At 51.6% G+C, this 23,653-nt stretch carries 23 protein-coding genes and 1 riboswitch; of the genes, 3 read left to right on the forward strand and 20 right to left on the reverse strand.

What is annotated here, in order from left to right; all coding sequences use genetic code 11:
• Positions 1-142 precede the first annotated feature (142 nt).
• The 5 genes from moeA to ABEA14_RS08950 all read right to left on the reverse strand — a co-directional run bounded on the left by moeA (position 143) and on the right by ABEA14_RS08950 (position 7,351).
• The gene (gene moeA / locus ABEA14_RS08930) at positions 143-1,375 is read right to left on the reverse strand and encodes a molybdopterin molybdotransferase MoeA (protein ID WP_345339605.1); all 1,233 of its coding nucleotides are present in this window, start codon (positions 1,373-1,375) and stop codon (positions 143-145) included.
• Positions 1,376-1,424: 49 nt separating this feature from the next.
• The gene (locus tag ABEA14_RS08935) at positions 1,425-2,738 is read right to left on the reverse strand and encodes an amidohydrolase family protein (protein WP_345339606.1); all 1,314 of its coding nucleotides are present in this window, start codon (positions 2,736-2,738) and stop codon (positions 1,425-1,427) included.
• A 2-nt stretch (positions 2,739-2,740) separates the two neighbouring features.
• The gene (locus ABEA14_RS08940) at positions 2,741-5,857 is read right to left on the reverse strand and encodes an amidohydrolase family protein (RefSeq protein WP_345339607.1); all 3,117 of its coding nucleotides are present in this window, start codon (positions 5,855-5,857) and stop codon (positions 2,741-2,743) included.
• 500 nt (positions 5,858-6,357) lie between these two features.
• Positions 6,358-6,672 (reverse strand): hypothetical protein, encoded by a 315-nt coding sequence (locus ABEA14_RS08945; RefSeq protein ID WP_345339608.1) that lies wholly within the window; start codon positions 6,670-6,672, stop codon positions 6,358-6,360.
• 97 nt (positions 6,673-6,769) lie between these two features.
• Entirely contained in the window at positions 6,770-7,351 is a 582-nt protein-coding gene (locus tag ABEA14_RS08950; RefSeq protein WP_345339609.1) for a Rossmann-fold NAD(P)-binding domain-containing protein, read from the reverse strand.
• A 559-nt stretch (positions 7,352-7,910) separates the two neighbouring features.
• On the opposite strand from ABEA14_RS08950, the gene ABEA14_RS08955 reads away from it, so the two are divergent.
• Complete coding sequence (locus ABEA14_RS08955; RefSeq protein ID WP_345339610.1) at positions 7,911-9,371, forward strand: DUF2867 domain-containing protein; 1,461 nt, start codon at positions 7,911-7,913, stop codon at positions 9,369-9,371.
• Here the strand turns inward: ABEA14_RS08955 and ABEA14_RS08960 are convergent.
• From ABEA14_RS08960 to moaA, 15 genes are all read right to left on the reverse strand, one after another.
• Positions 9,334-10,611, reverse strand: coding sequence for an ATP-binding cassette domain-containing protein (locus tag ABEA14_RS08960; RefSeq protein WP_345339611.1), 1,278 nt, complete (start codon positions 10,609-10,611; stop codon positions 9,334-9,336). The two genes, ABEA14_RS08955 and ABEA14_RS08960, sit on opposite strands and share 38 nt — an antisense overlap.
• Entirely contained in the window at positions 10,608-11,306 is a 699-nt protein-coding gene (modB, locus tag ABEA14_RS08965) for a molybdate ABC transporter permease subunit (protein WP_377776237.1), read from the reverse strand. Before modB ends, ABEA14_RS08960 begins: the two co-directional genes overlap by 4 nt.
• A gap of 20 nt (positions 11,307-11,326) precedes the next feature.
• The gene (gene modA / locus ABEA14_RS08970) at positions 11,327-12,175 is read right to left on the reverse strand and encodes a molybdate ABC transporter substrate-binding protein (RefSeq protein ID WP_345339613.1); all 849 of its coding nucleotides are present in this window, start codon (positions 12,173-12,175) and stop codon (positions 11,327-11,329) included.
• Positions 12,166-12,645 (reverse strand): molybdopterin synthase catalytic subunit MoaE, encoded by a 480-nt coding sequence (gene moaE / locus ABEA14_RS08975; RefSeq protein WP_345339614.1) that lies wholly within the window; start codon positions 12,643-12,645, stop codon positions 12,166-12,168. The genes modA and moaE overlap by 10 nt, the downstream gene beginning before the upstream one ends.
• Before the next feature lie 2 nt (positions 12,646-12,647).
• Positions 12,648-12,899, reverse strand: coding sequence for a MoaD/ThiS family protein (locus ABEA14_RS08980; RefSeq protein ID WP_345339615.1), 252 nt, complete (start codon positions 12,897-12,899; stop codon positions 12,648-12,650).
• Positions 12,900-12,981: 82 nt separating this feature from the next.
• Positions 12,982-13,467 carry a cyclic pyranopterin monophosphate synthase MoaC gene (moaC, locus tag ABEA14_RS08985; protein WP_345339616.1) on the reverse strand — a complete coding sequence of 162 codons (486 nt, stop codon included), beginning with the start codon at positions 13,465-13,467 and terminating at the stop codon, positions 12,982-12,984.
• Positions 13,449-13,997, reverse strand: coding sequence for a molybdenum cofactor biosynthesis protein B (gene moaB, locus ABEA14_RS08990; RefSeq protein WP_345339617.1), 549 nt, complete (start codon positions 13,995-13,997; stop codon positions 13,449-13,451). Before moaB ends, moaC begins: the two co-directional genes overlap by 19 nt.
• Before the next feature lie 41 nt (positions 13,998-14,038).
• A complete protein-coding gene (gene mobA / locus ABEA14_RS08995) occupies positions 14,039-14,674 on the reverse strand; it encodes a molybdenum cofactor guanylyltransferase (protein WP_345339619.1) in 636 nt (211 codons plus the stop codon).
• 205 nt (positions 14,675-14,879) lie between these two features.
• Positions 14,880-15,467: a cytochrome c3 family protein gene (locus ABEA14_RS09000; RefSeq protein WP_345339621.1), complete on the reverse strand. Its 588-nt coding sequence runs from the start codon at positions 15,465-15,467 to the stop codon at positions 14,880-14,882.
• A gap of 7 nt (positions 15,468-15,474) precedes the next feature.
• A complete protein-coding gene (locus ABEA14_RS09005; protein WP_345339622.1) occupies positions 15,475-15,939 on the reverse strand; it encodes a nitrate reductase cytochrome c-type subunit in 465 nt (154 codons plus the stop codon).
• An 11-nt stretch (positions 15,940-15,950) separates the two neighbouring features.
• Complete coding sequence (gene napA / locus ABEA14_RS09010) at positions 15,951-18,446, reverse strand: periplasmic nitrate reductase subunit alpha (protein WP_345339623.1); 2,496 nt, start codon at positions 18,444-18,446, stop codon at positions 15,951-15,953.
• Positions 18,443-18,760 carry a chaperone NapD gene (locus ABEA14_RS09015; RefSeq protein ID WP_345339624.1) on the reverse strand — a complete coding sequence of 106 codons (318 nt, stop codon included), beginning with the start codon at positions 18,758-18,760 and terminating at the stop codon, positions 18,443-18,445. Before ABEA14_RS09015 ends, napA begins: the two co-directional genes overlap by 4 nt.
• Positions 18,760-19,251: a ferredoxin-type protein NapF gene (napF, locus tag ABEA14_RS09020; RefSeq protein ID WP_345339625.1), complete on the reverse strand. Its 492-nt coding sequence runs from the start codon at positions 19,249-19,251 to the stop codon at positions 18,760-18,762. The genes ABEA14_RS09015 and napF overlap by 1 nt, the downstream gene beginning before the upstream one ends.
• A 3-nt stretch (positions 19,252-19,254) precedes the next feature.
• Positions 19,255-19,431, reverse strand: coding sequence for a periplasmic nitrate reductase, NapE protein (locus ABEA14_RS09025; protein ID WP_377776236.1), 177 nt, complete (start codon positions 19,429-19,431; stop codon positions 19,255-19,257).
• A gap of 272 nt (positions 19,432-19,703) precedes the next feature.
• Positions 19,704-20,684 (reverse strand): GTP 3',8-cyclase MoaA, encoded by a 981-nt coding sequence (gene moaA / locus ABEA14_RS09030; protein WP_345339626.1) that lies wholly within the window; start codon positions 20,682-20,684, stop codon positions 19,704-19,706.
• Positions 20,672-20,840, reverse strand: a riboswitch (molybdenum cofactor riboswitch). It overlaps the preceding gene by 13 nt.
• Before the next feature lie 100 nt (positions 20,841-20,940).
• On the opposite strand from moaA, the gene narQ reads away from it, so the two are divergent.
• Positions 20,941-22,689: a nitrate/nitrite two-component system sensor histidine kinase NarQ gene (narQ, locus tag ABEA14_RS09035; protein ID WP_345339627.1), complete on the forward strand. Its 1,749-nt coding sequence runs from the start codon at positions 20,941-20,943 to the stop codon at positions 22,687-22,689.
• Between the two features lie 302 nt (positions 22,690-22,991).
• Positions 22,992-23,627, forward strand: coding sequence for a two-component system response regulator NarL (narL, locus tag ABEA14_RS09040; RefSeq protein WP_345339628.1), 636 nt, complete (start codon positions 22,992-22,994; stop codon positions 23,625-23,627).
• The last annotated feature ends 26 nt before the right edge of the window (positions 23,628-23,653 follow it).

A 23,653-nucleotide genomic window follows, 5' to 3' on the forward strand; every position in this document is an offset into this window, starting at 1 on the left:
GACCGAATGGCGTTGCTCAACCTTTGAAAAGGTGTAACCCATGTTGCCGGTTTAAAGTGTTACCTATGTTCCGGTTGCACATTTTATCCCCCTCTCCAGAGGGAGAGGGCTGGGGTGAGGGGATATTTCGGACTAGACCTGGCTACTTCAACCACTCCGCAAACGGTTCAAACCAAACCCTTTGACCTGCTTCTTCGCCGGCGGACTCAGCCGCTAACGGCGCATAACCGTTCGCACTGATCATCGAGCTGAAGATAGCAGACCCCTGATTGCCGGTCCCTGCCACCTGCCATTGACCATCGACCAGCGTAGCGGTTGCACGTTGGTAATCTTTGCGGCCGGGACGCTTTTTAAGCCTGGCGGTAAGCTCCGCTTCAAATCCCAATGCAGGCTCAGCTTTCCAGCCCATCATCTTCTGCAGGGTTGGCATCACCAGCTGGTCGCAAGTCACCACAGCAGATACCGGGTTCCCCGGCAGTCCGAAGAACTGGCTGTGCGGCAGCTTACCAAAGGCAAAGGGTTTGCCCGGTTTAATCGCCAGCTTCCAGAAACCTATATCGCCCATTTCATCCAGGATCTGCTTTGTATAGTCAGCATCACCTACCGACACACCACCGCTGGAGATCACCGCATCAGCCCATGCATCAGCGTCAGCAAACACCTGTCGTAGTTGGGCTTCATCATCTGGTATCACACCAAAATCCCTGACTTCTATCGGCAGTCGGGACAACATCGCTTTGACTGCAAAGCGGTTGGAATCGTAGATCTCACCCTCAGAGAGCGGAGTGCCGGGCAGTTTAAGCTCGTCTCCGGTAGAGAAGATCGCAACTTTCAATTTACGACAAACCGGCACCTTACCAATACCCAAGCACGCCAGCTGGCCGATATGACGAGGTGACAATCGATCTCCGGCAAACAAAGCAACATCTCCGGCTTTCACATCCTCGCCACGGTAGCGCACATTGCTGCATTGTTTTACCTCGGCGAAGCTAACATTGGCGCCATCCTCGCTGACCACCGCTTTCTCCTGCATCACCACAGTGTCCAGCCCTTCAGGGACTTTCGCACCAGTCATGATGCGCACGCAGTGACCCACTGGTACATCGCCAGTGAAAGGCTGACCTGCCATAGCTTTGCCCGCCAACGGCATGGTGTTGTTTGCCTGCCAATCAGTAAAACGGAACGCATAGCCATCCATCGCCGAGTTATCGAAAGGAGGAATATCCAATGGCGAGGCGACATCTTCCGCTAATACCCGGTCAAAGGCGTCAGCCAAATCACACTGCTCTTTTTCAGCGACAGCAGAAACTGTCTGTGCCATTTGAGTCAGCGCTTGTTCGACCGGCATCAAGCCTGGTGCGTCACAACAATCCATCGAATTCCTCTTTTAAACTCGGTTCAGGTTTATATTGCGCTTACAAGCGCTACTTTGCCGCCGGCTTTTGCTGATATTTCTGATAGAGCTGCTTCTGGCGATTATTCAGATCTACTTCTCGGCCATCAATCAGCATCGCTTTGATCGGGTGACCGCTGTAATCCAAAATATCGCCCGGTGCGATCACCAGGCTGGCACGCTTGCCCGGACGCAACGAGCCCAACTCTTCGTCGACTCCCAAAATTTCCGCCGCAGTGAGCGTGATGGCCGTTAGCGCTTGCTCTTTGGTTAGGCCAAAGCCCACCGCCTGTCCCGCTGCAAACGGCAAGTTACGAACATCCCACGTGCCTTCGTTATGGAATGCCAGCGCGTACTTCACACCCGCTTTTTGTAGCTTAAGCGGCACGGAAAAGGCGCTGTCATAACCATCATCTTCTGTGAAGGGATGCGCCACGCTATGGGTATAAATTACCGGGATATTGAACCTTAACAGGCTATTGATCGCCTGGTCAGCCTGCGCGCCTCCGACAAGTATCATCGCCAGACGCTCTCGCTGTGCAAAAGCGATTGCCTGAACAATATCTCGAATATCATCAGCGTGGATGTAGATAGGCTGCTCGCCACGAAGCACTGGCAACATCGCTTCCCAACGCTGATCCGTCGCAGCCAGTTGGTCAGCCTCTTTCGCGTATTTGTAACGCTTAGCATCGGCAAAGGCTTTGTGCAGTTTAGCCAGGTCTTCAGCGTAATCTTCACGTTGACTCTCAGGGTCCTGCGATACATACCAGCCCTGACGCAATTTGATTGTTGGCCAACGCAGGTGCACGCCCAGGTCATCGATTAACAGTGAATCGACATTGTTCCACCCATCAAGGTGTACCAGGCTGGAAGTACCACTAAGCAGCCCCCCCTTTGGTGCAACCTGAACATAACCAATACCGTTGCTGCGCGTCGGTGGTAATAATTCAGAGTCCGCATTAAAGGCGATATAACCTTGGGCATTCGGGTTGATGCTACCCACTTCGCCTTCATCATCGGTCGCTCTAACCGCGTCAATTTCCAACAGCCCGAGGGTGGTATCCAGTGCAATCAGGGTTGGATACACCGACTGGCCCACCGCGGAGATCACTTTGGCATTTTCCGGCACAGGGATCTGCTGTTCGAGTTGAGAGATAACACCATTTTCCAGCAGCAGATCGTATCCTTTAAGTACCTCGCCATCACCGGTATGGACTGTGCCATCCTGGATCAGGATAGGTTGGCTTTGAGGTGCACCTGGCACCTGCGTATGTGCCTGCAGGTTGGTCCCACTAACAGCGGAAAGAGACAGTAGCAGTGCCAACACATTAGTTAACTTCTTCATGACTAGTGGCCTCCTGCGTGATGAGCATGGTGAGCATGATGCTCGTGATTCCAAACATCGAATTGGGTGTCACAATGCCAGCTTGGTTGGTCCATCTTATAGCCCGCCGCCTCTGCGGATTCATCACCATAAGCCGTTTCGCCACCATTCGCGGCGCCATTGCTCAGCACCTTCTGGATCAAGCGCTGCTTTTCATACCCCTGCTGCTGGCGCATCAATGAATCACGCTGACGGTCAAAGTAGCGTTTACCTTCAATCCAGGTTGCTTCAGCACGGGCATAGGCTGACATTGGTGCATGGTTCCACAACACGACATCTGCCTGTTTACCTTCTTCCAACGAACCGACTTTGTCGTCGATTTTCAGTTGGATAGCAGGGTTAATGGTAATCATGTTCCAAGCCTGCTCCGGAGACATATCACAGTACATCATGGATTTAGCCGCTTCCTGATTGAGGCGGCGAATTAGATCTTCACTATCAGAGTTAATGCTGACGTTAACGCCGCGCTCCGCCATCAAACAGGCATTCTGAGGAATAGCGTCATACACCTCGAACTTGTATGCCCACCAATCAGCAAAGGTTGACGCTGTCGCTCCATGCGCAGCCAATTCGTCAGCCACCTTATAACCCTCAAGTACATGGGTGAAGGTTTGTACCGTAAACCCAAAGTCGTCTGCCAACTCCATCAAGGCCATCATTTCGGAAGAAACGTAAGAGTGAACATGAATAAAGCGTTCACTGTTCAGGATCTCCACCAGCGCTTCCATACGATAATCGATACGCGGCGGTACCGTGTCTCGCTTAGCGCGGCGGCCAAGCTCCTGGTAGGCCTTGTGGCGAGCCTCGTACTCGCGAGCGGCCTGGAAGTAGTCTCGCATGATCGCTTCAACGCCGAGACGGCTTTGTGGATAGCGGATATCAAACTGATCTCCCCAGTTTGACTGTTTCACGTTTTCACCAAGGGCAAACTTAATACTTCCCGGCGCACCTTCAAACCTCAAACCTTCGGCGGTTTCACCCCAACGCAGCTGAACTATCGCTGACTGGCCACCAATCGGATTAGCTGAACCGTGTAACAACTGCGCAGTTGTTACACCGCCCGCCAGAGCACGATAGATGTTTGGGTCTTCCGGATTGAGCACATCACCGATTCGTACTTCAGAGGTAATCGCATCAGACGGTTCGTTCACACCATGGCTGATAGCAACATGGCTATGCTCATCAATAATGCCCGCAGTGACATGTTTACCTGTTCCATCAACAATCAGATAGCCACTGGGCGTGTCGAGGTCTTTGCCTATCTCTTCAATTTCACCATCAGATATCAGCAGGTCGCTGTTTTCGAGAATTCCCTTTTCTGTCGAAGTCCAGATGGTCGCATTCTTGATATGTACTTTTTCACTACTCGGTAACTGACCGAAGCCAAACGCACGGTTGGGGTACGTCAACTGACCAATAAACGGCTCGACAGCTGCGGGGCGTTCCATGTCGCCTACCTGCTTACCCCCTCCAGCGACCGCTACCAAGTCATACTGTTTACCTTCACTGTCAATCAGCTGTCCCAAAAGTTTCTCGTTATGACGCTGGAGCGCTACCCGGCTGACGCCTGGCAAACCCAACGCCTCCAATTCAACGCGGAAGTTGATGCGGTCACTGAGTACAGTCAGCCCGTTTAACGCCACAACATCGCCATTAAACTCCAGCTCTCCCTGCAGACTGCCTGTGTCGTAATCCAGGGTCATGGTGATGGGTTTATCTTTTAATTCCAGTCGGTAGCTTCCCGCAAGTTGATAGCTCTTATTTGGGTCCAATACCTTCTGCTGTCCCTGCAGCCATACCTGACGCAACTCCCCCCCCGTAAATAGATCACCGTGGCTGATCACCAAATCGGCACGATAACCCGGAGCCACACGCCCAATTTGATCTGAAGCTCCGGTAAACTTGGCTGGCGTGGTGGTCAATGCAGCCAGAGCATCTTTGGCGGACAGGCCGTAGCTCATCGCCTTGTCCAGATTGTCCCAGAAACTGCCATTGCTACCATGGCGAGTCAGTGCAAATGGAATATTTGCTTTAGCCACCGCCGCTGGATTGGCCGGCGCACGCTCCCAGTGACGAAGTGTCGCCAGTGACACATCACCCGCGTCATCCAGGCTCTCAACTTTTGGTGTTTCCGGAAAATTCAGTGGCAATACTAACTGCGCCCCGCTGGCCTTAATCTCCTGCAGTCGCGCATATTCGTAATGACTGCCCAGTGCGGTCAACGGTACATCAAACTCATTGAACAGACTGGCAGCCCGCAGCAGCATCATGTCGTCATCGGCCGCAAACATCACCCCACTGGCTTTGACCTCTGCCAATCCGGCAAGGGCAACATTGTATTCGCGCTCACCCGTGAACTCTGTGCGATTCATACCCTCACTGTTGGCATACCATTGCGCATCAGCCAAGGTTTGGCGGATAAGAGCAATACTGCCCATCAGAGAACCAGGATATGCCTGATCAGAACTGCCCTTATCGAAGCTGCCAAAATACTGTGTGGTTGGGCGATAAATCAGGTCATTAGGCACACCCTCAGCCAAGCTGACCAACATCCCCCGCCCCTGCAGAATGCCGTCAAAGCGGGCACTTTGCACCGAGGTAAAGCCGTCCTGAACCCAGCTATCTGCAGAATTGACAGAAGGCTCGAAACTATCCACCCAGCGCGTCTGGGTATGAATAGCAGCGTTACTGTAATTGCCCCCCACACGTTTGTTGTCGTAAATAGGCTCTTCTGTGTGATGGCCGTTGCCATCGTAGGCATCAACACCGTACTGCGTGTACAAGTCGATAAAGCCGGCGTAGATGAAATGATCCTTTAGATCGATCACCTTAGCCCCAGCAGGCACGTCACCATCTTCCAGTACGCGCTGAATACGACCACGTTCGATAATCAGTGTGGCATTTGGAATACGTTTACCGGGCTCGGTAACCACGGTGGCGTTGACCAGCGCAGTGAGATCGGGGGTGTACTTGTGAAGCCCTTGATTAGGCGTGGTCTGATCGGCATACGCCAATGGCGCCGAAACGACTCCACAAAGCATCCACGCGATACGGCGCGAGTGGTTGAACTCTGGGAACATCTCGTTCTCTCTCTGGTTAATTTGTAATAGTTGCCCTGTGGGCTTGTAATGACTGGGCTAACGGTTACTCCCAGAACGAATCTCTCGCAGCCATCGATACTGCGTGACAACCTGTTTCGGTACTGAAGGCATGGGAATAACTGAGCAAATTCAGTGCTCACATGTTATACCAATCCGAATAAGAATATGATCTACCAGCGGGAATTTAAATCACTTTAAGCAAGGCAGGAGATTGAAGGCATAGTTGTTCTACGCCGAAATCAACTAACGCAGCATAAAGTGATTTAAAACCCGCCCTACGCGGAAGTCTGGGAAAGCCCATTCCTGCTTTGCAGCCATTTGCAAGGGAGCAACCATTGCTGCATGACTGCGCCTTGAATTGAACTTGCCCAGGCTTCCTGGTTGACCATATTTTTATGCGGATTGGTATTAGTCACGTGTTGGGGGTGTCAGCAAGTCGCGGCCCAGAACGGGCCACAACAAAAAGTGAATATCGTCTGTTAGCCAAAAAAGATAGGCAAAATAATGGTTTGAACCAAGGTGGTGAAAACAACAATACACCAGCCACGAGCCAGCATTTTGGGCCACTTGCTGGCAAGGTCTGAAGATCGCCAAATAGCGGTGAGCGTCCAGACAAAGAAACACAGCCAGATTGGGATCAACATGGTCGATACCCAGGCATACGTTGTCAGCGGCAAGATACGGGAGAACAGGTGGCCCAATGCAAATAGCGCCGCCCAGCCGCCAAGGTGAAATGCAAAAAAGGTCACTGCCAACGGCAGTTCACCGCGCCATACTCTTCCTACGTAACTCATGCTGTGTCTATTTCTTTGGATCGAATTGCGGCGCAGAATAGCAAAATTGGGGGCCATTTGCAGACTGGCAAATCAACTCCAGTTCAATCACTCTTTTTTATTTTTCCTGACGCGCCAGATCTGAACTGGCGATATCGCCTGCGTAAAACCGTTTAAGGCCCTGCCAGTCTTCGCCAGAGGTATTTTCTGTAGCATCTTCGGTTATCTGCCTTGCCATTAGCGACGCGAGATCAGATCCATCCACCGGCGCAATTGGGGAGCGTTTGCCGCCCATCATGGCAGCGAGAAGTTTCAGTAGTGGGTTACCCAATCGCTCTGAGAGACGAACCTCGATACGCCCTAATAGCGGACCCGGCCTGAAAATGGCCAACTTTTCGAATTGCAGCGCTTCCAGCGCCTGCTCTGCTTTTCCTTTCCAACGTAAATAAGGTGAGAGTGACTGCGCGCTCGCCAGCGTAGAGGAGATCAACATAGCGTTTGGCGTACCAGCTCCTCGGGCAAGCTTGGCGGCAGCGATGGTGTAGCCATAATCCACTTGCTCATAACTGCCCTGCTTGCCGGAATGTGTGCCTAGGCATAAACAGATCCAGTCACAAGTAGGCAGGAACAGCTCATCACAGCTCCCATGCCCTATCGCTTCAAAATCTAGGGCTTCAAAATCTATGATGGGATAACTCACTTTATTACCGGGAGCCAGATCTGGCCTAGTTGTAACCTCTTGTCTCACAGGACATATTATCTGTTTAATATTTTCGTCGGCCTTAAGCTGCTTAACTAAGAGGCCGCCGATAAATCCTGTACTGCCTAACACCATCACCCGCATAATGAATTCACTCCGAAGCAGAGCTTCCTATGCTAGCCTGATTCTTAGAATAACTGACTCTTATTAGGGTCTGTTGACCTTTGCTGTTTGTTTTTGCAGCAATGTGTTGGTGAATTAGGCGAGGCAGAGGCTGTGAAGTTGCATGGCCCTCAATAAATAGCCGATAACGAAGTATAAATCACCAACAAATGCTGCCCCTTCTTTTGAAGGTAATGGGGTTCGTTGAAACACGTTCTGCGCTGCGTCGTTCACTACTTACTTAGATCGCTAAGTTACGTAGCTCACTTCTTGCTCAAAACGTGTTTCATTCGAACAAAATCCATACACGAAAGGTCAACAGACCCTAGTAACGGATTCCTTAAAAACGATTTCTCTGAATAGAGTCTCGATAAATTAGAAAGGGAACAGTGATAGTTTGAAAATACTCGTTGTTGGCGCCAGTGGATATATTGGAAGGCATCTTGTCCCCGCTTTGGTCGAGCAAGGTCATCAGGTTCGCGCCTGTGCCCGCAGACGCCCAGAAATGGAAGCGGTATTCGAACCGCAACTCAAGGACGGTAGCGTTGAACTCTGTCCGATGGACCTGTTGCATCCGATCGAAGTGACGCAGGTCTGTGAACAAATTGATATTGCGTATTACCTGGTTCACTCGATGCAGGCAGGGGCTGACTTTGCCGAGCGGGATCTTCGTGCGGCGCGTATTTTTGGTAGAGAAGCGGAAAAAGCCGGACTCAAACAGATCATCTATCTGGGGGCTTTGACGCCAGAAAATACCCAGTCAACACATCTAAAATCCCGCGCCGAAACCGGCGAAGCACTGCGGGGTTTCACTACGCCGGTGACCGAATTAAGAGCACCAATTATTGTCGGTGCCGGTTCTGTGCCGTTCGAAGCGATCCGGGATATGGTGAATCATCTACCCGCTATGGTATTGCCCTCGGCTGTGAAAAACACCAGCGCTCCCATCGCGTTAGATAACCTGCTGCACTACTTACTCGAAGTACAGCAGCGGCCTGAATGCTATCAGCAAATCTATGATGTCGCCGGCCCAGAGCGTATGAGCTATCTGGAGCAGATTAAGCGGTTCGCATGGGCGACAGATAAACGGTTCAAAGCCCTACCGCTGCCATTCATCACCATAGGCATGGTCCGTTTGGGCATGCCGCTGTTTAGCTCGGCGCCCAAAGGCGTGATTAAGGCGTTACTGGGCGGATTAAAAGACAATATTCCAGCCAATGATGCGCCGATCCGCGAGCTGATCCCGCAAACCTTATTAACCTACGATCAGGCAGTTGAAAAAGCGCTGGAAGATGAACGTGACGCGCCGGCGCCTCTGAACTGGTTTCAGGGCAATATGGCGTTCCGAGAAGGCTGGCCCAATGCCGCTTTTTACGGTGACAGCCTGATCGTCAGCCACGAGTCAGCACTGCCCGCAGCGCCCATTTGGCAGGTACTCAGCAAAATTGGTGGCAAACAGCGCTTCTTCTTTATGAGCTGGGTTTGGGCGATCCGGGAGTGGATTGATTTTTGTGTGGGAGGCCCGGGACGGGAGCTGGGGCGCGACACCGAAGACAGGTTTATCGTTGGCGAACGCATGGACTCCTGGGAGATCCTTCGCGTGGATGAATCCAGGGAAGATGAAAAATCAGTCCTACTTGGCTTCCGTATGAAAGGACCGGGTTCCGGCAACCTGGAGTTCCGACTGGAGCCTCTCCCCGGTGGTGGTACACGGATAAAAATGATCGCTTATTGGCACCCCGCCGGCTTCTGGGGTCAACTCTACTGGTACGCCATGATGCGTCCACACACCTTCCTGTTCTGGGGCATGTTGCGACGGATCAGTACATTGGCGGTGAAAGCGCATCTGCGTGGGTGACCAGGCTAACCGCCTTTACATAGGCGTAGATCTGCTCACCCTCAGATAACCGCAACTCCTCAGCTGAACACTGTGTGATGCGAGCCAAAAGTTTCTGCTCTCCCAGCCCCAATCTCACCAAGACTTGGCTTTCTGCCGTTGTATGCAGCGCTAGGACAGTGACCTCAAAACCGTTGCGCAAGCTGGTGCCCGTTAGCGGTCCACGGCTCAATATCATATCCCGGTGCAACAATCGTAGCGCCACTCGCCCCTCTTCAGCCGCTTGTCCGCCCTCGTCCCAATGAGCCGAATCCATTGGCAAAGCCATTGGCTGTCCTTCAACCATAAAACGGCGGAGCCGACGGTTGTGGTCGTACTCAAGAAAGTCTGCCATCAGAATAGAGGCAGCATTATCACGGTGAGAGATCAGCAGATCAGGGCGGGAGAAAACATCGCCGGGTTGGCCTTGGGCAACGACTGCCCCCTTATCTAATATCAGAACCTTGTCACAGAGGGCGCCAAGCTCTTCCTGTGCATGGCTTACCAATATCACAGGCAGCTTTTTTGCCCATATTTTCAATTGACTGGCGATGATATGACGATGGCCTTCATCGATTGCAGAAAATGGCTCGTCCAATAGCAGTGCACTGGGACGGACACAGATCGCTCGGGCCAACGCCACGCGTTGACGCTCGCCCCCTGAAAGCACGGCAACCGGGCGATCCAGCAACGATCTTAACGAGAGTAGATCGATCAACTGCTCCAAACTGGCGATCTCTGGATTGGGAAAAGGCTTGGCCAGTTTCAGGTTTTCAATGACGGTGAGATGGGAAAACAGTGCGCTGTGCTGAGGCACATAACCCAGCTGCCTGAGTTCTGGTTTTAGGGCTGGGCATGCTTGAGTTTCACTGTGTTGATTGTGAAGGGACGACGAGCTTTCTGTGCTTTCTGCACTTTCTGCGTGTTCAGCACTTTCTGCACCAGCGGCGCTCTCAGCATTTCCCACGCTTGCAGCCCAATCTTCATGCAAACCCGTCGCGCAAATGCCGTGAATAGTCTGCGTGCGAACTGAGCGCTGCCAACACTCACCAAAAAACTCAATCTGCCCTTCCAGCGACTCCAGCCCAGCCAGCCATCGAAGCAAGGTTGACTTCCCCTCACCTGAACGTCCATAAATGCCCGTAATACCTGTTGAGGCCAGCTCAACGGATTGAGATGAAAATAAGTTATTCCAATGTTTATAAAGTAAAAAATGGATCATTTTTCACCTCTAAAAAAAGCTTCAGGCCGCTTTTTATGATCATCTCCGCTACCAGCTCTCAGCCAGGTATAGGTAAGAGTTAAGGCCATTAATGAAAACAGCAACAGGCCGCCCGCCAACCAGTGAGCAGATGCAAAGTCCAACGACTCAACATGATCAAACAGAACGATCGAAAGTACCTGTGTTTGGCCTGGGATATTGCCACCTATCATCAACACCACACCAAACTCACCAACGGTATGGGCAAAACCCAATACCGCAGCAGCCCCGGTCGCTCTACGTGTCTGCGGCAGGATCAATTTAAACCAGCGCTGCACACGGGATAACCCCAAAGTACGCGCCACTTCCAACTGACTATGGTCCAGCCCTTGGTAAGCGGCTTGTAGCGGCTGCACGATAAACGGCAGGCTGTATAACATGGAGCCGATCACCAGCGCAGAGAAGCTAAATGCCAGTGGTGAACCGAATACCGCCTGCCACGCCTGTCCCAGAGGGCTTTGCGGCGCAAACCCAACCAGCAGATAAAAACCTAACACGGTGGGAGGGAGAATAAGCGGTAAAGCAACGGTTGCCTCAATCAGAGGACGCCAACGACGACGGGAATGCGCTAACCACCAGGCTAATGGCGGTGATAGCAGCAACAAAAGCACTGTGGTCACCGTTGCCAGCTTGAGCGTCAGCCAGAGCGCAGCCATATCAGGGCCAGACAACCAACTCACGATTGTCCTCCAACACTTTCAATCACCGAAGGCTCTACACTTGCCGCTTCAAACCCAAGCGCTTTTACAGCTTGCTGCCCAGGCCCCATCAAGTAACGAAGAAACGCCCATGCCAGAGCCTGATTACCTCGGCTAATCACCACGGCCTGATGCGCCATCCGTTGGTAAAGGTAACTGGGCAACTCCAGATAATCTGTTTCGATACCGCCCTGAATGAGTAACGACAGCGGCAGCAAACCGGCGGCAATATTGCCACCAGCAACGAATTGATACGCCTGTGACGCGCCTGCACCACGCACTAACTGGCTCTGCATCTTTTGCCACAACCCAAGAGACTCCAACACCTGCTGAGCAGCCTCACCGTAGGGTGCGGTTCTCGGGTTGGCAATCGCCAGGCGCGACACCTGATTCAGTTTATCCAGATCAGGCAAGCCTCCCTGGTGCGCGCCGCCCGGCGGCCACCAGAATACCAATCGGCCATACGCATACGTCAGGCGACTATCTGCCAATCCAATACCGCGCTCCACCAGTAACTTTGGGCGCTCACTGTCAGCAGACAAAAACAGGTCAAATGGCGCGCCATGAAGCAGTTGGTTGGCAAGAACACCACTGGAGGCAGATGCAATCCGAATAGCAACGCCGGTTTCTGAGGAGTATTCAGCGGCGATCTGCTCGGCCACCGGCTTAAAGCTATTGGCAACAGCAATGGTCAGAGTTTGGGGCAAGGTCTGGCGAGACGTATTCTGTGGCCGAGGGTCAGCCAGACTGGTGCTAGACAGACTGTTCAGCAGAAAGAAGAAGGTGAAAGTGAGGAATCTGACGTGCCAAGCGCGGTCTACTCCCATCGACGACGCTCCTGTTGATCACTTTCTCTGGCATCTACCCACTGGGTTTGGCCACCCGACGTTTCCTTTTTCCAGAAAGGCGCTTCCGTTTTCAGGTAATCCATAATGAACTGCGCAGCGCTGAATGCCGCCTGACGATGCGCTGAGGCCACCCCTACAAAAACGATCTGAGCATTGAGCGGCAGCGCGCCAACGCGATGGATCACGGTGACAGGGCCCAGCGGCCAACGCGCTCGCGCACGCTCTACAATGGATGCCAGCGCTTTTTCGGTCATGCCAGGGTAGTGTTCGAGAAACAGCTCGGATACGGGTGCTGGGGATGTGACTTTTTGGGGATCCGTATAATCCCGCACCAAGCCAGTAAAGGTCACCACAGCGCCGCAATCGGACTGACTGGCAAGCTGTTGGTACTCAGCCCCAAGATCAAAATCCTGCGTTTGTACCCGGATCTCTGTCTGCGTCTGAACCATCACTAGCCACCCGTCACTGGCGGAAACAGCGCCACTTCATCATCATCAGAAAGCAGCGTATCCCAGGGCACCATGGCCTGATTGACAGCCACCAGCAGTGATGGCTGAGAAAGGGCCTTTTGCCACGCCTCACCACGAGACTTTAATCGTTCGCGCAAGCCATCGGCAGTCAGTGATTCACCCGTCGCCAATGGTTCCTGCAGTTCCGAGGTGCCCAACGTGTCTCTGAGTGACGCAAAAAACAAAACCTTCATAACTCTCCTATTACCGCTTTTATAGTCGCCTCTATGACTCATCGCTGACACTAATTACCCAAACAAATCGCCCAAGCCTGGGTTAACTCTCTGCTTTAAAGTGACCGGACTTACCACCCTGCTTTTCCAGTAATTTCACCTCTGAAATTACCATATCTTTCTGTACCGCTTTACACATGTCGTAGAGGGTTAATGCCGCGACTGACGCCGCTGTCAGTGCTTCCATCTCCACGCCGGTTTTGCCGCTAAGCTTGCACAGAGTTTCAATTCGCACGCAGTGATTTTCCGTATCAGGGATCAGGTCTACCTCAACCTTACTCAACATTAACGGATGGCAAAGCGGGATCAGGTCCCAGGTCCGTTTCGCCGCTTGAATGCCCGCAATGCGACAGGTTGCAAACACGTCCCCCTTGTGGTGTTGACCGGAAAGGATCAATTCCAGGGTCTCAGGCGCCATGGTAATGGTTGCTTGGGCGCGGGCGATCCGGGTCGTCACTGCTTTTTCCCCCACATCGACCATGTGGGCTTCACCACTTTGGTTTATGTGAGTTAACTGCGAGTCGGACATGGGGCTACCTCTGTATCAACCACTTTTAGGTGAGGCACAAAGTTACAGGGTTTATGGCTGGCATCGAGCTGTTCAGCAATAATTTTGGTCCAGCCAGTGCGACAGGCATTGGTTGAGCCCGGCATACAGAAGATCACCGTACCATTGGCAAACCCGGCAACCGCGCGGGACTGCACTGTCGACGTACCAATCTCAGTATAAGAGATGGCGCGGAACAGCTCACCAAAGCCCTCAACCGGCTTATCAAACAGCGGGGTTAACGCTTCCGGCGTGGTATCTCGACCGGTAAAGCCTGTACCGCCAGTCACCAGCACCGCCTGCACATTGGTTGATGCGATCCATTGAGAAACAATGGCACGCAGTTGATAGATATCGTCTTTGGCGATCTCACGGGCAACGACCTGATGGCCAGCTTCAGTGGCCGAATCGACCAGCAATTGCCCCGAGGTGTCGGTTTCCAGGGTGCGAGTATCAGAAACCGTAAGCACGGCAACGTTAAGAGATTGGAACGGACCAGATAAGTGACTCATAACAGCGGTTCTTTCCTTGCAAAATAAAATAGTGATGACGGCTATTTTGACGGCGCTTGTGCCGATTTATGTCTCAACAATGCACGCCATTGTTCGGGCGTGTTGACGTTAGCAAATAGTGATGCCTGTTCAGGCAATGGTAACCACAGGGTGGACAGATGCTCAAGCAGGGCTTTGATTGAATGCAGGCGTCGATCCTCGTTGGCCAATAAGTCATCGACTACCTGAACCAAATGGGTATTCAATTTCAGTTTTAACGGAAAGAAGCTTTTTTTAAATGCGACAAAGTCCTCCCTATGCTCAACCACTCGCTTGATTTCGATTGCTGGCAAGGTTGGCATATCAACAGGGATCACAACCAAGGCTTGCCCCTGACACTGTTGAATGCGCTCATCCTTTAATACTGCCTGCAGCCCGGCCAATGGACCTCGATTAGCTGACTGGTCAGGAACCGAAAGGGTGCCTGGATAGTCGCCACTGACATACACTTGCTGACAACCTGCCTGTTGCAGCCGATCGATACTTTGCTGCAGCAGAGTTTGGCCATTCAACGCCAACAAAGCTTTATCCGTGCCCATGCGGGAGGAGCGACCACCGGCGAGTACGATACCAATCGTTTTTTTACCGAGCGCATTTATGTCGATCGTATGTCTATCGGTCTTATTTGTGTCGGTCATGCCATAAGCGCTTGCTGCAGCGGCTTTGGCCGTGTCAGCAGTGTTCCTTTGCGTCGCGCCCGAGAAAGCCCTGTATTCATAATGCATCAGTGTATAGAGATGTGTAATAAATCAAAGGGATAAGATAAAGAACTTGGAGCAGGTGCCTGCCTGCTCCAACGATTCAGATCTGACTTACTAACCTAGACTATTACCAACCAGGCTCTTACCAACCATCGACGCCAGCCATATCAGGCAGTTGGTGAGCGATACCTTTATGGCAATCGATACAGGTTTTCTCACCTGATGCCAATGACGTGCTGTGCTGAGCCGCAGCCCTTTGGCTCTGCTTGGTGAAATCCATGTAATCGAAGTTATGGCAGTTACGACACTCCAGCGAGTCATTTGCCTTTAAGCGGGCCCACTCATGTTGAGCAAGCTCCAGCCGTTTGGCTTCAAACTTCTCCCGGGTGTTGATAGTGCCAAATATCTTGCCCCACAACTCCTTACTGGCCTGCATTTTCCGCGCTATCTTGTCAGTCCAATTATGCGGCACGTGACAATCTGGACAGGTTGCCCTGACCCCGGAGCGGTTGCTGAAGTGGATGGTGGTACGCATCTCCTGATACACGTTGTCCTTCATCTCGTGACAACTGATACAGAAGGCCTCGGTATTAGACACTTCCAGCGCGGTGTTAAAGCCACCCCAGAAAATAATACCTGCCACAAAGCCACCTACGGTCAAAAAGCCAAGACTGAAGTGCACGCTGGGGCGCGTCAGTACCCGCCAGCACTGTTTAATAAACTTCTTCATCGTGACCTCACTTGACCTGTTTGGCTTGTTCTTCCTTGAGCACCAGGTCGACATCCTTAAACTGATTTTCGACCAATGGGCGTACTTTATCCTGCGTCACATGGCACTGCTGGCAGAAGTAGCGTCGTGGCGAAACATCAGCCAGGAAGTTACCGTCCCGGTCCATAAAGTGGGTCACACTGACCATGGGCGCCTGGCTTTCTGGCGTGCGCTTACGAGAATGGCAGCTCAGGCAGGTGTTGGTATTCATATCAACCTGATAGCCATCAATCTTGTGAGGAATGATGGGCGGCTGCATCGGATAAGCACGCTGCAGTTTCTCATCATCATTGACCACCTGCGCCATCATTGGCGGCTTACCCTCTTCATTGAGGGGCGTGTTGCCACGCAACGTGGCGACTTCAACTCGAGCCCAAACAACAGTGGTTATCAGTAGAACAAACAAGCCTGTAATGAGTTTTATCGTTTTCATTGTTTGCACTCCTATACCTTCTCAATCCGCACGGCACACTTCTTAAAGTCTGTCTGCTTGGATATCGGGTCGGTGGCATCTAACGTCACTTTGTTAATCAGCTGAGTGGCATCAAACCAAGGCACATATACCAGTCCCTTCGGTGGCTTGTTTCGTCCGCGGGTTTCAACCCGTGTTCTAATCTCACCACGCCGGGAGGTCACCTTCACTTCATCTCCTCGGCGCACACCAAGTGCCAACGCATCATCAGGATGAATAAAGCAAACTGCGCTGGGGAAGGATTTGTGCAGCTCAGGTACCCGTTGTGTCATCGAGCCTGAATGCCAGTGCTCCAGTACCCGGCCTGTTGATAACCAGAATGGATACTCTTTATCAGGTGCCTCTGCAGCGGGTTCATAAGGCAGTGCGAAGATAATCGCGCGGCCATCAGGTTTGCCATAAAACTCAAAACCCGTACCTGGTTTCACATAAGGGTCAGAACCCTCTTTGTAGCGCCAGAGCGTTTCTTTTCCATCAACCACTGGCCAACGAAGACCTCGGGTCTGGTGATAGACTTCGTAGTCGGCCAGGTCATGGGCCTTACCACGACCAAAGGTCGCATACTCTTCAAACAGCCCTTTCTGAACATAGAATCCAAAATGTTTGGATTCCTGATTCTCGTATTCCGGGTTGATATCTTTCAGTGGGAATTTGTCGACATTGCCGTTGCGGAACAACACTTCATATAAAGTTTTGCCCTTATATTCTGGGTTCGCATCCAGAATATCCGCAGGCCACACTTCGTCAGTGGTGAAACGCTTAGCGAACTCCATCAGCTGCCAGGTATCTGAGCGTGCTTCACCGGGAGCATTAGTCAGCTGATACCAAGTTTGTGTGCGTCGCTCGGCGTTACCATAAGCGCCCTCTTTCTCGACCCACATCGCCGTGGGGAGAATAAGATCTGCCGCCTCAGCAGTCACTGTAGGATAAGCATCAGACACAACGATGAAGTTATTCGGGTTGCGATACCCCGGATACGTCTCCTCGTTCATATTGGCTGCTGCCTGCAGGTTATTGTTTACCTGGATCCAGTAGGCATTCATCTCGCCATCACGCAACTTACGGTTATGTTGGACCGCATGAAACCCCGGTTTTGGCGGGATCAGGCCCGAAGGCAGTTTCCAAATCTTCTCAGCTATGGCTCTGTGCTTGGGATTAGCCACCACCATATCTGCTGGCAGACGATGGCAGAAAGTACCGACTTCACGGGCGGTACCACAAGCGGAAGGTTGCCCGGTCAGTGAGAATGGACTGTTACCCGGTGTGGAAATTTTTCCTGTTAACAGGTGAATGTTGTAGACCAGATTGTTACACCATACGCCACGGGTATGCTGGTTAAAACCCATGGTCCAGAATGATGTCACTTTACGGTTAGGATCGGCGTAAAGCTCTGCCAGTTGCTTGAGCTGTGACTCAGGTACGCCAGACAACTTAGAGACATATTTGGCGTCGTACTTGCTGACAAACTTAGCGTATTCTTCGAAAGTGATCTTCTCTGAGCCACCCGCTTTACCTGCATTTTTTGCTTTCTTCTGCAACGGATGCTCATCACGCAGGCCATAACCGATATCGTCATTGCCCATATGGAAGTTGGTGTGTTTATCCACAAACTCCCAGTTCACCTTATCGTTTTGGATAATGTAGTTGGCGATATAGTTGAGGATCGCCAAGTCCGTTTGCGGCGTAAATATCATCGGGATATCGGCCAGCTCGTAACTGCGGTGCTCAAAGGTTGATAGCACTGCCACTTTCACATGTGGCGCGCTCAAGCGGCGGTCAGTGACCCGAGTCCACAGGATCGGATGCATCTCGGCCATATTTGAGCCCCACAGTACAAACGCGTCTGCGGACTCCATATCGTCATAACAGCCCATCGGCTCATCGATACCAAAGGTACGCATGAATCCAGCCACCGCAGATGCCATGCAATGACGCGCATTCGGCTCGATATTGTTGGAACGAAAACCAGCTTTCATCAGCTTTGATGCGGCGTAGCCTTCCATCACGGTCCATTGACCGGATCCAAACATGCCGACACCTTCTGGGCCTTTCTCTTTCAGCGTCTTCTTAAACTGTGCCGCCATTACATCGAACGCTTCATCCCAACTCACAGTGGTGAATTCACCCTGCTTGTCGTATTTGCCGTTCTTTTTGCGCAGCAACGGCTGTTGCAGGCGATCTTTGCCGTACAGAATTTTTGAGAGGAAGTAGCCTTTGACACAGTTCAGGCCCTTGTTCACCGGCGAATTGATATCCCCGTGTGTAGCGACTACGCGCTCACCTCGGGTGGCAACATTCACGCTACACCCTGTGCCGCAGAAACGGCACGGAGCTTTCGACCACTTAAGCTTGGTCTGGTCTGAGGCCGTGATCAGATTGCTGGCACCCGCAGGCAGGGTGACGCCAGCCACCGCAGCTGCCGTAGCGGCGGCATTAGCTTTGATAAACGAACGACGTGTCACTTTCATAGCGCTTCTACTCCCACATTTGCCGGCGTAAGAGCTGTTTGCTCTTCACGGGCATCATCAATCTGATGAAACACCAGGCTGGTGCTTAGCACGCCCGGCAGGTAATTAATCTCACTGATTGCATCCAGTACTGCGTGTTCGGTCAGGGTTTCGAGGGTCACCACCATCTTGCCCTGTTCATTACCGCCTTGAATTTCCAATCCAGGCTTCTGATCCAGGTAGTCAGTCACATCAGCCATCACGTCGGGACGCATATGCACTACCAGGCTGGAAATGTGCACGACGTCGGCGTTCTCTAGTTGCTCAGCTGTCATCACAGCTTCTCCTCTATAACGATCGCCTGGCTCGGACAAGGCGCTACACACGCACCACAACCGGTACATGCATCAATATCTAATTCAGGGCTGGCGCGCCCTCCAACCTGCAGCTTGAAGCGAATAGCTCGATGCTCACAAACATCACCGCAACTGCGGCAAAACACCCCCTGCAGTGACAGGCAGCTCTGCTCAATTTTGGCAACGTACTGCCAGGGTGATTTTTCACTTTGTTTATTGATCGCATCTGACGGGCAGGCCGTACTACAGTTGTCGCAAAAGGTGCATTCGGCCTGGCTGAAATCAATTTCGGGGAAACCACCACTGCCCACTTTGATGACATTGGTAGGACAGGCGTTTACGCAATCACCACAACGGGTGCACGCCTCAGTGAAATCAGCTTCAGCAAGGCTCCACGGCGGCCTCAAGGGCGCAGATTGTTTTATGTCAGGACGAAACAGGTTTCGTCGCGACAGGTTCACAACAGTCATTATCTAGCTGCCTGGTGGTCCCATAATCAATTGGGAAAACCAGATAGCAAATCCGTAGACGGTCACGAGAGCGACCGTAATGGCCGGAGCCAAGACGACTGTAAGGAACAGGAACATTCTAAGTTCCCACTTTTTTTCCTGTTCCGGCGTGATCTCTGATGTAGGTTGGGGATCGGTCACACTGCCTGCCTCTTTGTTATTTGCTAACAAGGTTAATCAGGAATTCCGGATTTGCCGCTATCCCCAAAGGGATAATTTTTAGCCAATATTTCAGCCGGTTATCTGTTCTTTGATTTCCATCAACATCCGGATTTCGGAGATCAGCCGATTGCACAAAATGTGAACCAATACGACCAAGCTGATCCCGATCAAGTCTAGACCATGAGGAGAAGAGTGGCGGAGAGTTAAGGTGTCATAAATTTATTGGTGGCAAAGAGTTAGGTAAATAGACCCTAGCCACCAATAGATGCAAGGTGCGGGGTGACACCGCTGTCCCCGTCATGAAGGAAGTGTGTTTCACGTTTCGTTTGTAGCGCGGATTGCAGGCGAGCCACTAATTCAGCCTGATGCTCGTCGGCGCCAAGCAGATCACGCAGTTCAACCCCCGCTTCACCAAACAGGCAAAGGTGTAATTTGCCCAACGCCGATACTCGAAGACGATTACAGCCAGCGCAGAAGTCTTTGCTATAGGGCATGATCAGACCGATGCCACCTTCATAGTCTGGGTGCCAGAATCGCTCTGCTGGGCCCGCGTCCTTTTCACGGATCGCTTGCTGCCAGCCCTGTTGCAGTAACTGCTGCTTGATCACTTCACCGCGCTGGTGGTGTTGTTGAAAATAACTGTCCATCTCACCGGTTTGCATCAGCTCGATAAAACGCATTTCTACCGGACGTTGCTTCACCCAGTCCAAAAAGCCAACCAGCTCTTTATCGTTGAGCCCTTTCAACAGCACACTGTTCACTTTGATAGATTCAAAGCCCGCATCCAGTGCCGCATCAATTCCCGCCATCACCTGATGGAAAAGGTTCTCACCCGTTATCTGATGAAACATGCGAGGGTCAAGGCTATCAACACTTACATTCAAGTGTGTAAGCCCCGCATCACGCCACTGTTTTGCGTGTTTGGCGAGACGATAACCATTGGTGGTTAATGCGACTTTTTTTATGCCAGGGGTCTCAGCGACACTGCTGAGCAGCTCGCAGAAATCTTTGCGAAGTGTCGGTTCGCCACCTGTCAGCCGCACTTTTTGGGTACCAAGCGCGGCAAATGCACGTGTTACCCGAGCCACTTCTGGCTGAGTCAGGAACTGCTGGCGACCATTAGGACGGTATCCATCAGGCAGGCAATACTGACAACGGAAGTTACACACATCCGTGACAGATAATCGAAGATAGTAAAACTTACGGCCAAAGCCGTCTTGCAACTGTTTCATGGCCACCTTTCCAAGTACGGGAGGCTGTTCCATTTCTGAAGCAACCCTGGTGAAGCATAGCCTTATGGCCCACTTCACGGCTCAACCACCCTATCTGCATCATTCATGTTAGAACCAGCAAACGTAGGTATGAGGAGCTCGGTGTCTACAACTAATAAGTCCAGTCTAACCCATTTATACAGATTAGTAACAATCACTCCTTAGTGGTAATTTGGCAGGTATTGCTTCGACTTATTGATTTATATCAGGTAATCGGATGACCTCCATAGATGCCAGCCAGCAGTTGCCGGAAACCCCAAGACACTCATTAACTAGAGTGATATCACGCACCATGACGCTGATGGTTGTCATGGCAGCGCTCGCCATCTCCGTTTCTATTCTGACGCTGTTACAAAGTCACTCGGATGCCAGGGCGATCAACGTGTCTGGCTCGCTGCGAATGCAAAACTATCGCATGGCCTATGCCATTGAGACCGAAGCGCCAGAAGCCGAGATTCGAGAAAAAATCGCTGCGTTTGAAAGCTCATTATTCGAACCCGCGCTGGGCAAACTATTAGACCGAAATACCCCTCCAAAACTGAAACGCAAATACCAGGCAATTGTCGATGAGTGGGCTCAGCTTAAAACTCATCTGCAGACCCCTGAAGAGCGTCATGCTTACCTAAGTCAGGTAAAAAGTTTTGTGGACCGCATCGATAAGCTGGTGTTTCTGCTGCAAAGCCATTTGGAAGACAAGGTTGCCATGTTGGTGCTGTTTGAGGCCATCTGTCTTTTGGTATTGCTAGCCACCGCAGGCTTTGCGATTCGGTTTGTCAGCCATCAGGTAGTACACCCTCTTAAACTCCTGATGACGGCGGCCCAGAAAGTGAAGCAAGGGGACTTTTCCTCTGTGGTGCCTACCATGAAGAAAGACGAGCTCGGCATGTTGTCTGAGGCATTCAATGATATGTCTGCAGACTTGGCCAAACTCTATGACGACTTGAATCAGAAGGTGTCAGAAAAAACTGAAGAGCTGCACCTGGCCAATAACACGCTCTCAGTACTGTTCCAATGCTCAGAAGCTGTGCATGTCAGCCATATTGACGATGCCCAGATCACCGAACTGATGCAGCGCATTGTTGACCACACACCTATCGCAGCCATGCAAGCGAAACTGGATCCCAAACTCAGCAATGCACTCAAGCCAGACTTTATGGTTGGAGACGAAGGAGGTACGGCTTACCACACCTGCTTTGCCCTTACGATCAATGACGTGGCTTTAGGACATCTAGAGTTGCACTCTGAGCATGAACTGAATGACAACACGCTCAGACTGATGTCGACCTTTAGCCGCCTGATATCAAAAGTCCTGCATGTTGAGCTGCTACTACAGCAAGAGCAACAGCTTATTCTTCTGGAAGAGCGTTCTATTATTGCCCGAGAGCTGCATGACTCATTGGCGCAATCACTCTCTTATCTGAAAATTCAGTTGGCTTTGCTGAGACGGGCCAGTCAAAACGCGGACGCTCCGAACAGTGACATCCTGGTAGACCTGGATACCGGACTCAACTCCGCTTACCGCCAGTTGAGGGAGCTACTCAGCACCTTCCGTCTGTCGGTGAAAGATGACAATCTCAATACCGCTATTGAAAAAGTGCTGGCACAGCTTCAGCCCCAAACCAAAGCTAAGTTAACGCTTAACTACCAGATAACCGATCGCCCATTGCCGCCGCATCAATACATTCACGTGCTGCAGATCGTCCGTGAAGCCGCACTGAACGCAATTAAACACGCCGACGCTGGCGAGATAAAAGTGAACTGTTGTTATGACAGCCGGGGAGATGTGGATATTACTGTCGAGGATGATGGCAAAGGGATCGGCGACGTGCCGCAAAAGCTTCACCACTACGGTGTAGCAATCATGAAAGAGCGCGCCGAGTCGCTAAGCGGCGAGTTGGAAATTGCAAATCAGCCTGACGGTGGTACCTTAGTGACGCTGCGTTTTCCAATAGCTAGGGCCTGTTGACCTTTGCTGTTTGTTTTTGTAGCAATATGTTGGTGATTTAGGCGAGGCAGAGGCTGTGAAGTTGAGTGGCCCTCAATAAATAGCCGATAACGAAGCATAAATCGCCAACAAATGCTGCCCCTTCTTTTGAAGGAAATGGGGTTCATTGAAACACGTTCTGAGCTGCGTCATTCGCTACTTACTTAGATCGCTAAGTTACGTAGCTCACTTCTTGCTCAAAACGTGTTTCATTCGAACAAAATCCATACACTAAAGGTCAACAGACCCTAGTCATAGCGCAGCCTAATTTCCAGGGAGAGCAAATGAGCAGTCAAGTACACAGGGTTTTAGTTGTTGATGATCATCCATTGATGCGCAAGGGAGTGATTCAGCTTTTGGCATTGGATCCATCGTTTCAGCTGGTTGGCGAAGCCAGCAATGGTGAAGAAGCCGTTGCGCTGGCGCTGCATCGTCGTCCAGATTTGATCCTGTTAGACCTCAACATGAAAGGTATGGATGGCCTGGAAACGCTGAAAGAGCTGCGTGCCGAAGGTGTCGATTGTCACGTCATCGCCCTGACCGTATCCGATGCATACGAAGACGTGATTGCGATGCTGAACCAGGGCGCGAATGGTTATCTGCTAAAAGATATGGAGCCGGAAAATATGCTCAGTTCGCTGCGTCTGGCGGCCAACGGTGAGCAGGTGCTAAGTAAAGAGATTGCTGGTTACCTCTTGCAACGTCCTCAAGCCGAACAAACGCCAAAAGACGAAAAGCTCAGCGCTATTACTCGTCGTGAAACAGAGATCTTGGCGCTCATCGCCAAAGGGCACAGTAATCGCGAGATTGGTGAAACACTGCATATCTCTGAAGGTACTGTGAAAGTGCATGTGAAAAGCTTGCTGAAGAAGCTAGGCATGAAGAGCCGCGTTGAAGCAGCGGTCTGGTACCTAAGTTAAGGTCTTTCGGGGCTGCAATAATCCAA

This window comes from Corallincola platygyrae, from assembly GCF_039544265.1.
GTDB lineage: Bacteria > Pseudomonadota > Gammaproteobacteria > Enterobacterales > Neiellaceae > Corallincola > Corallincola platygyrae.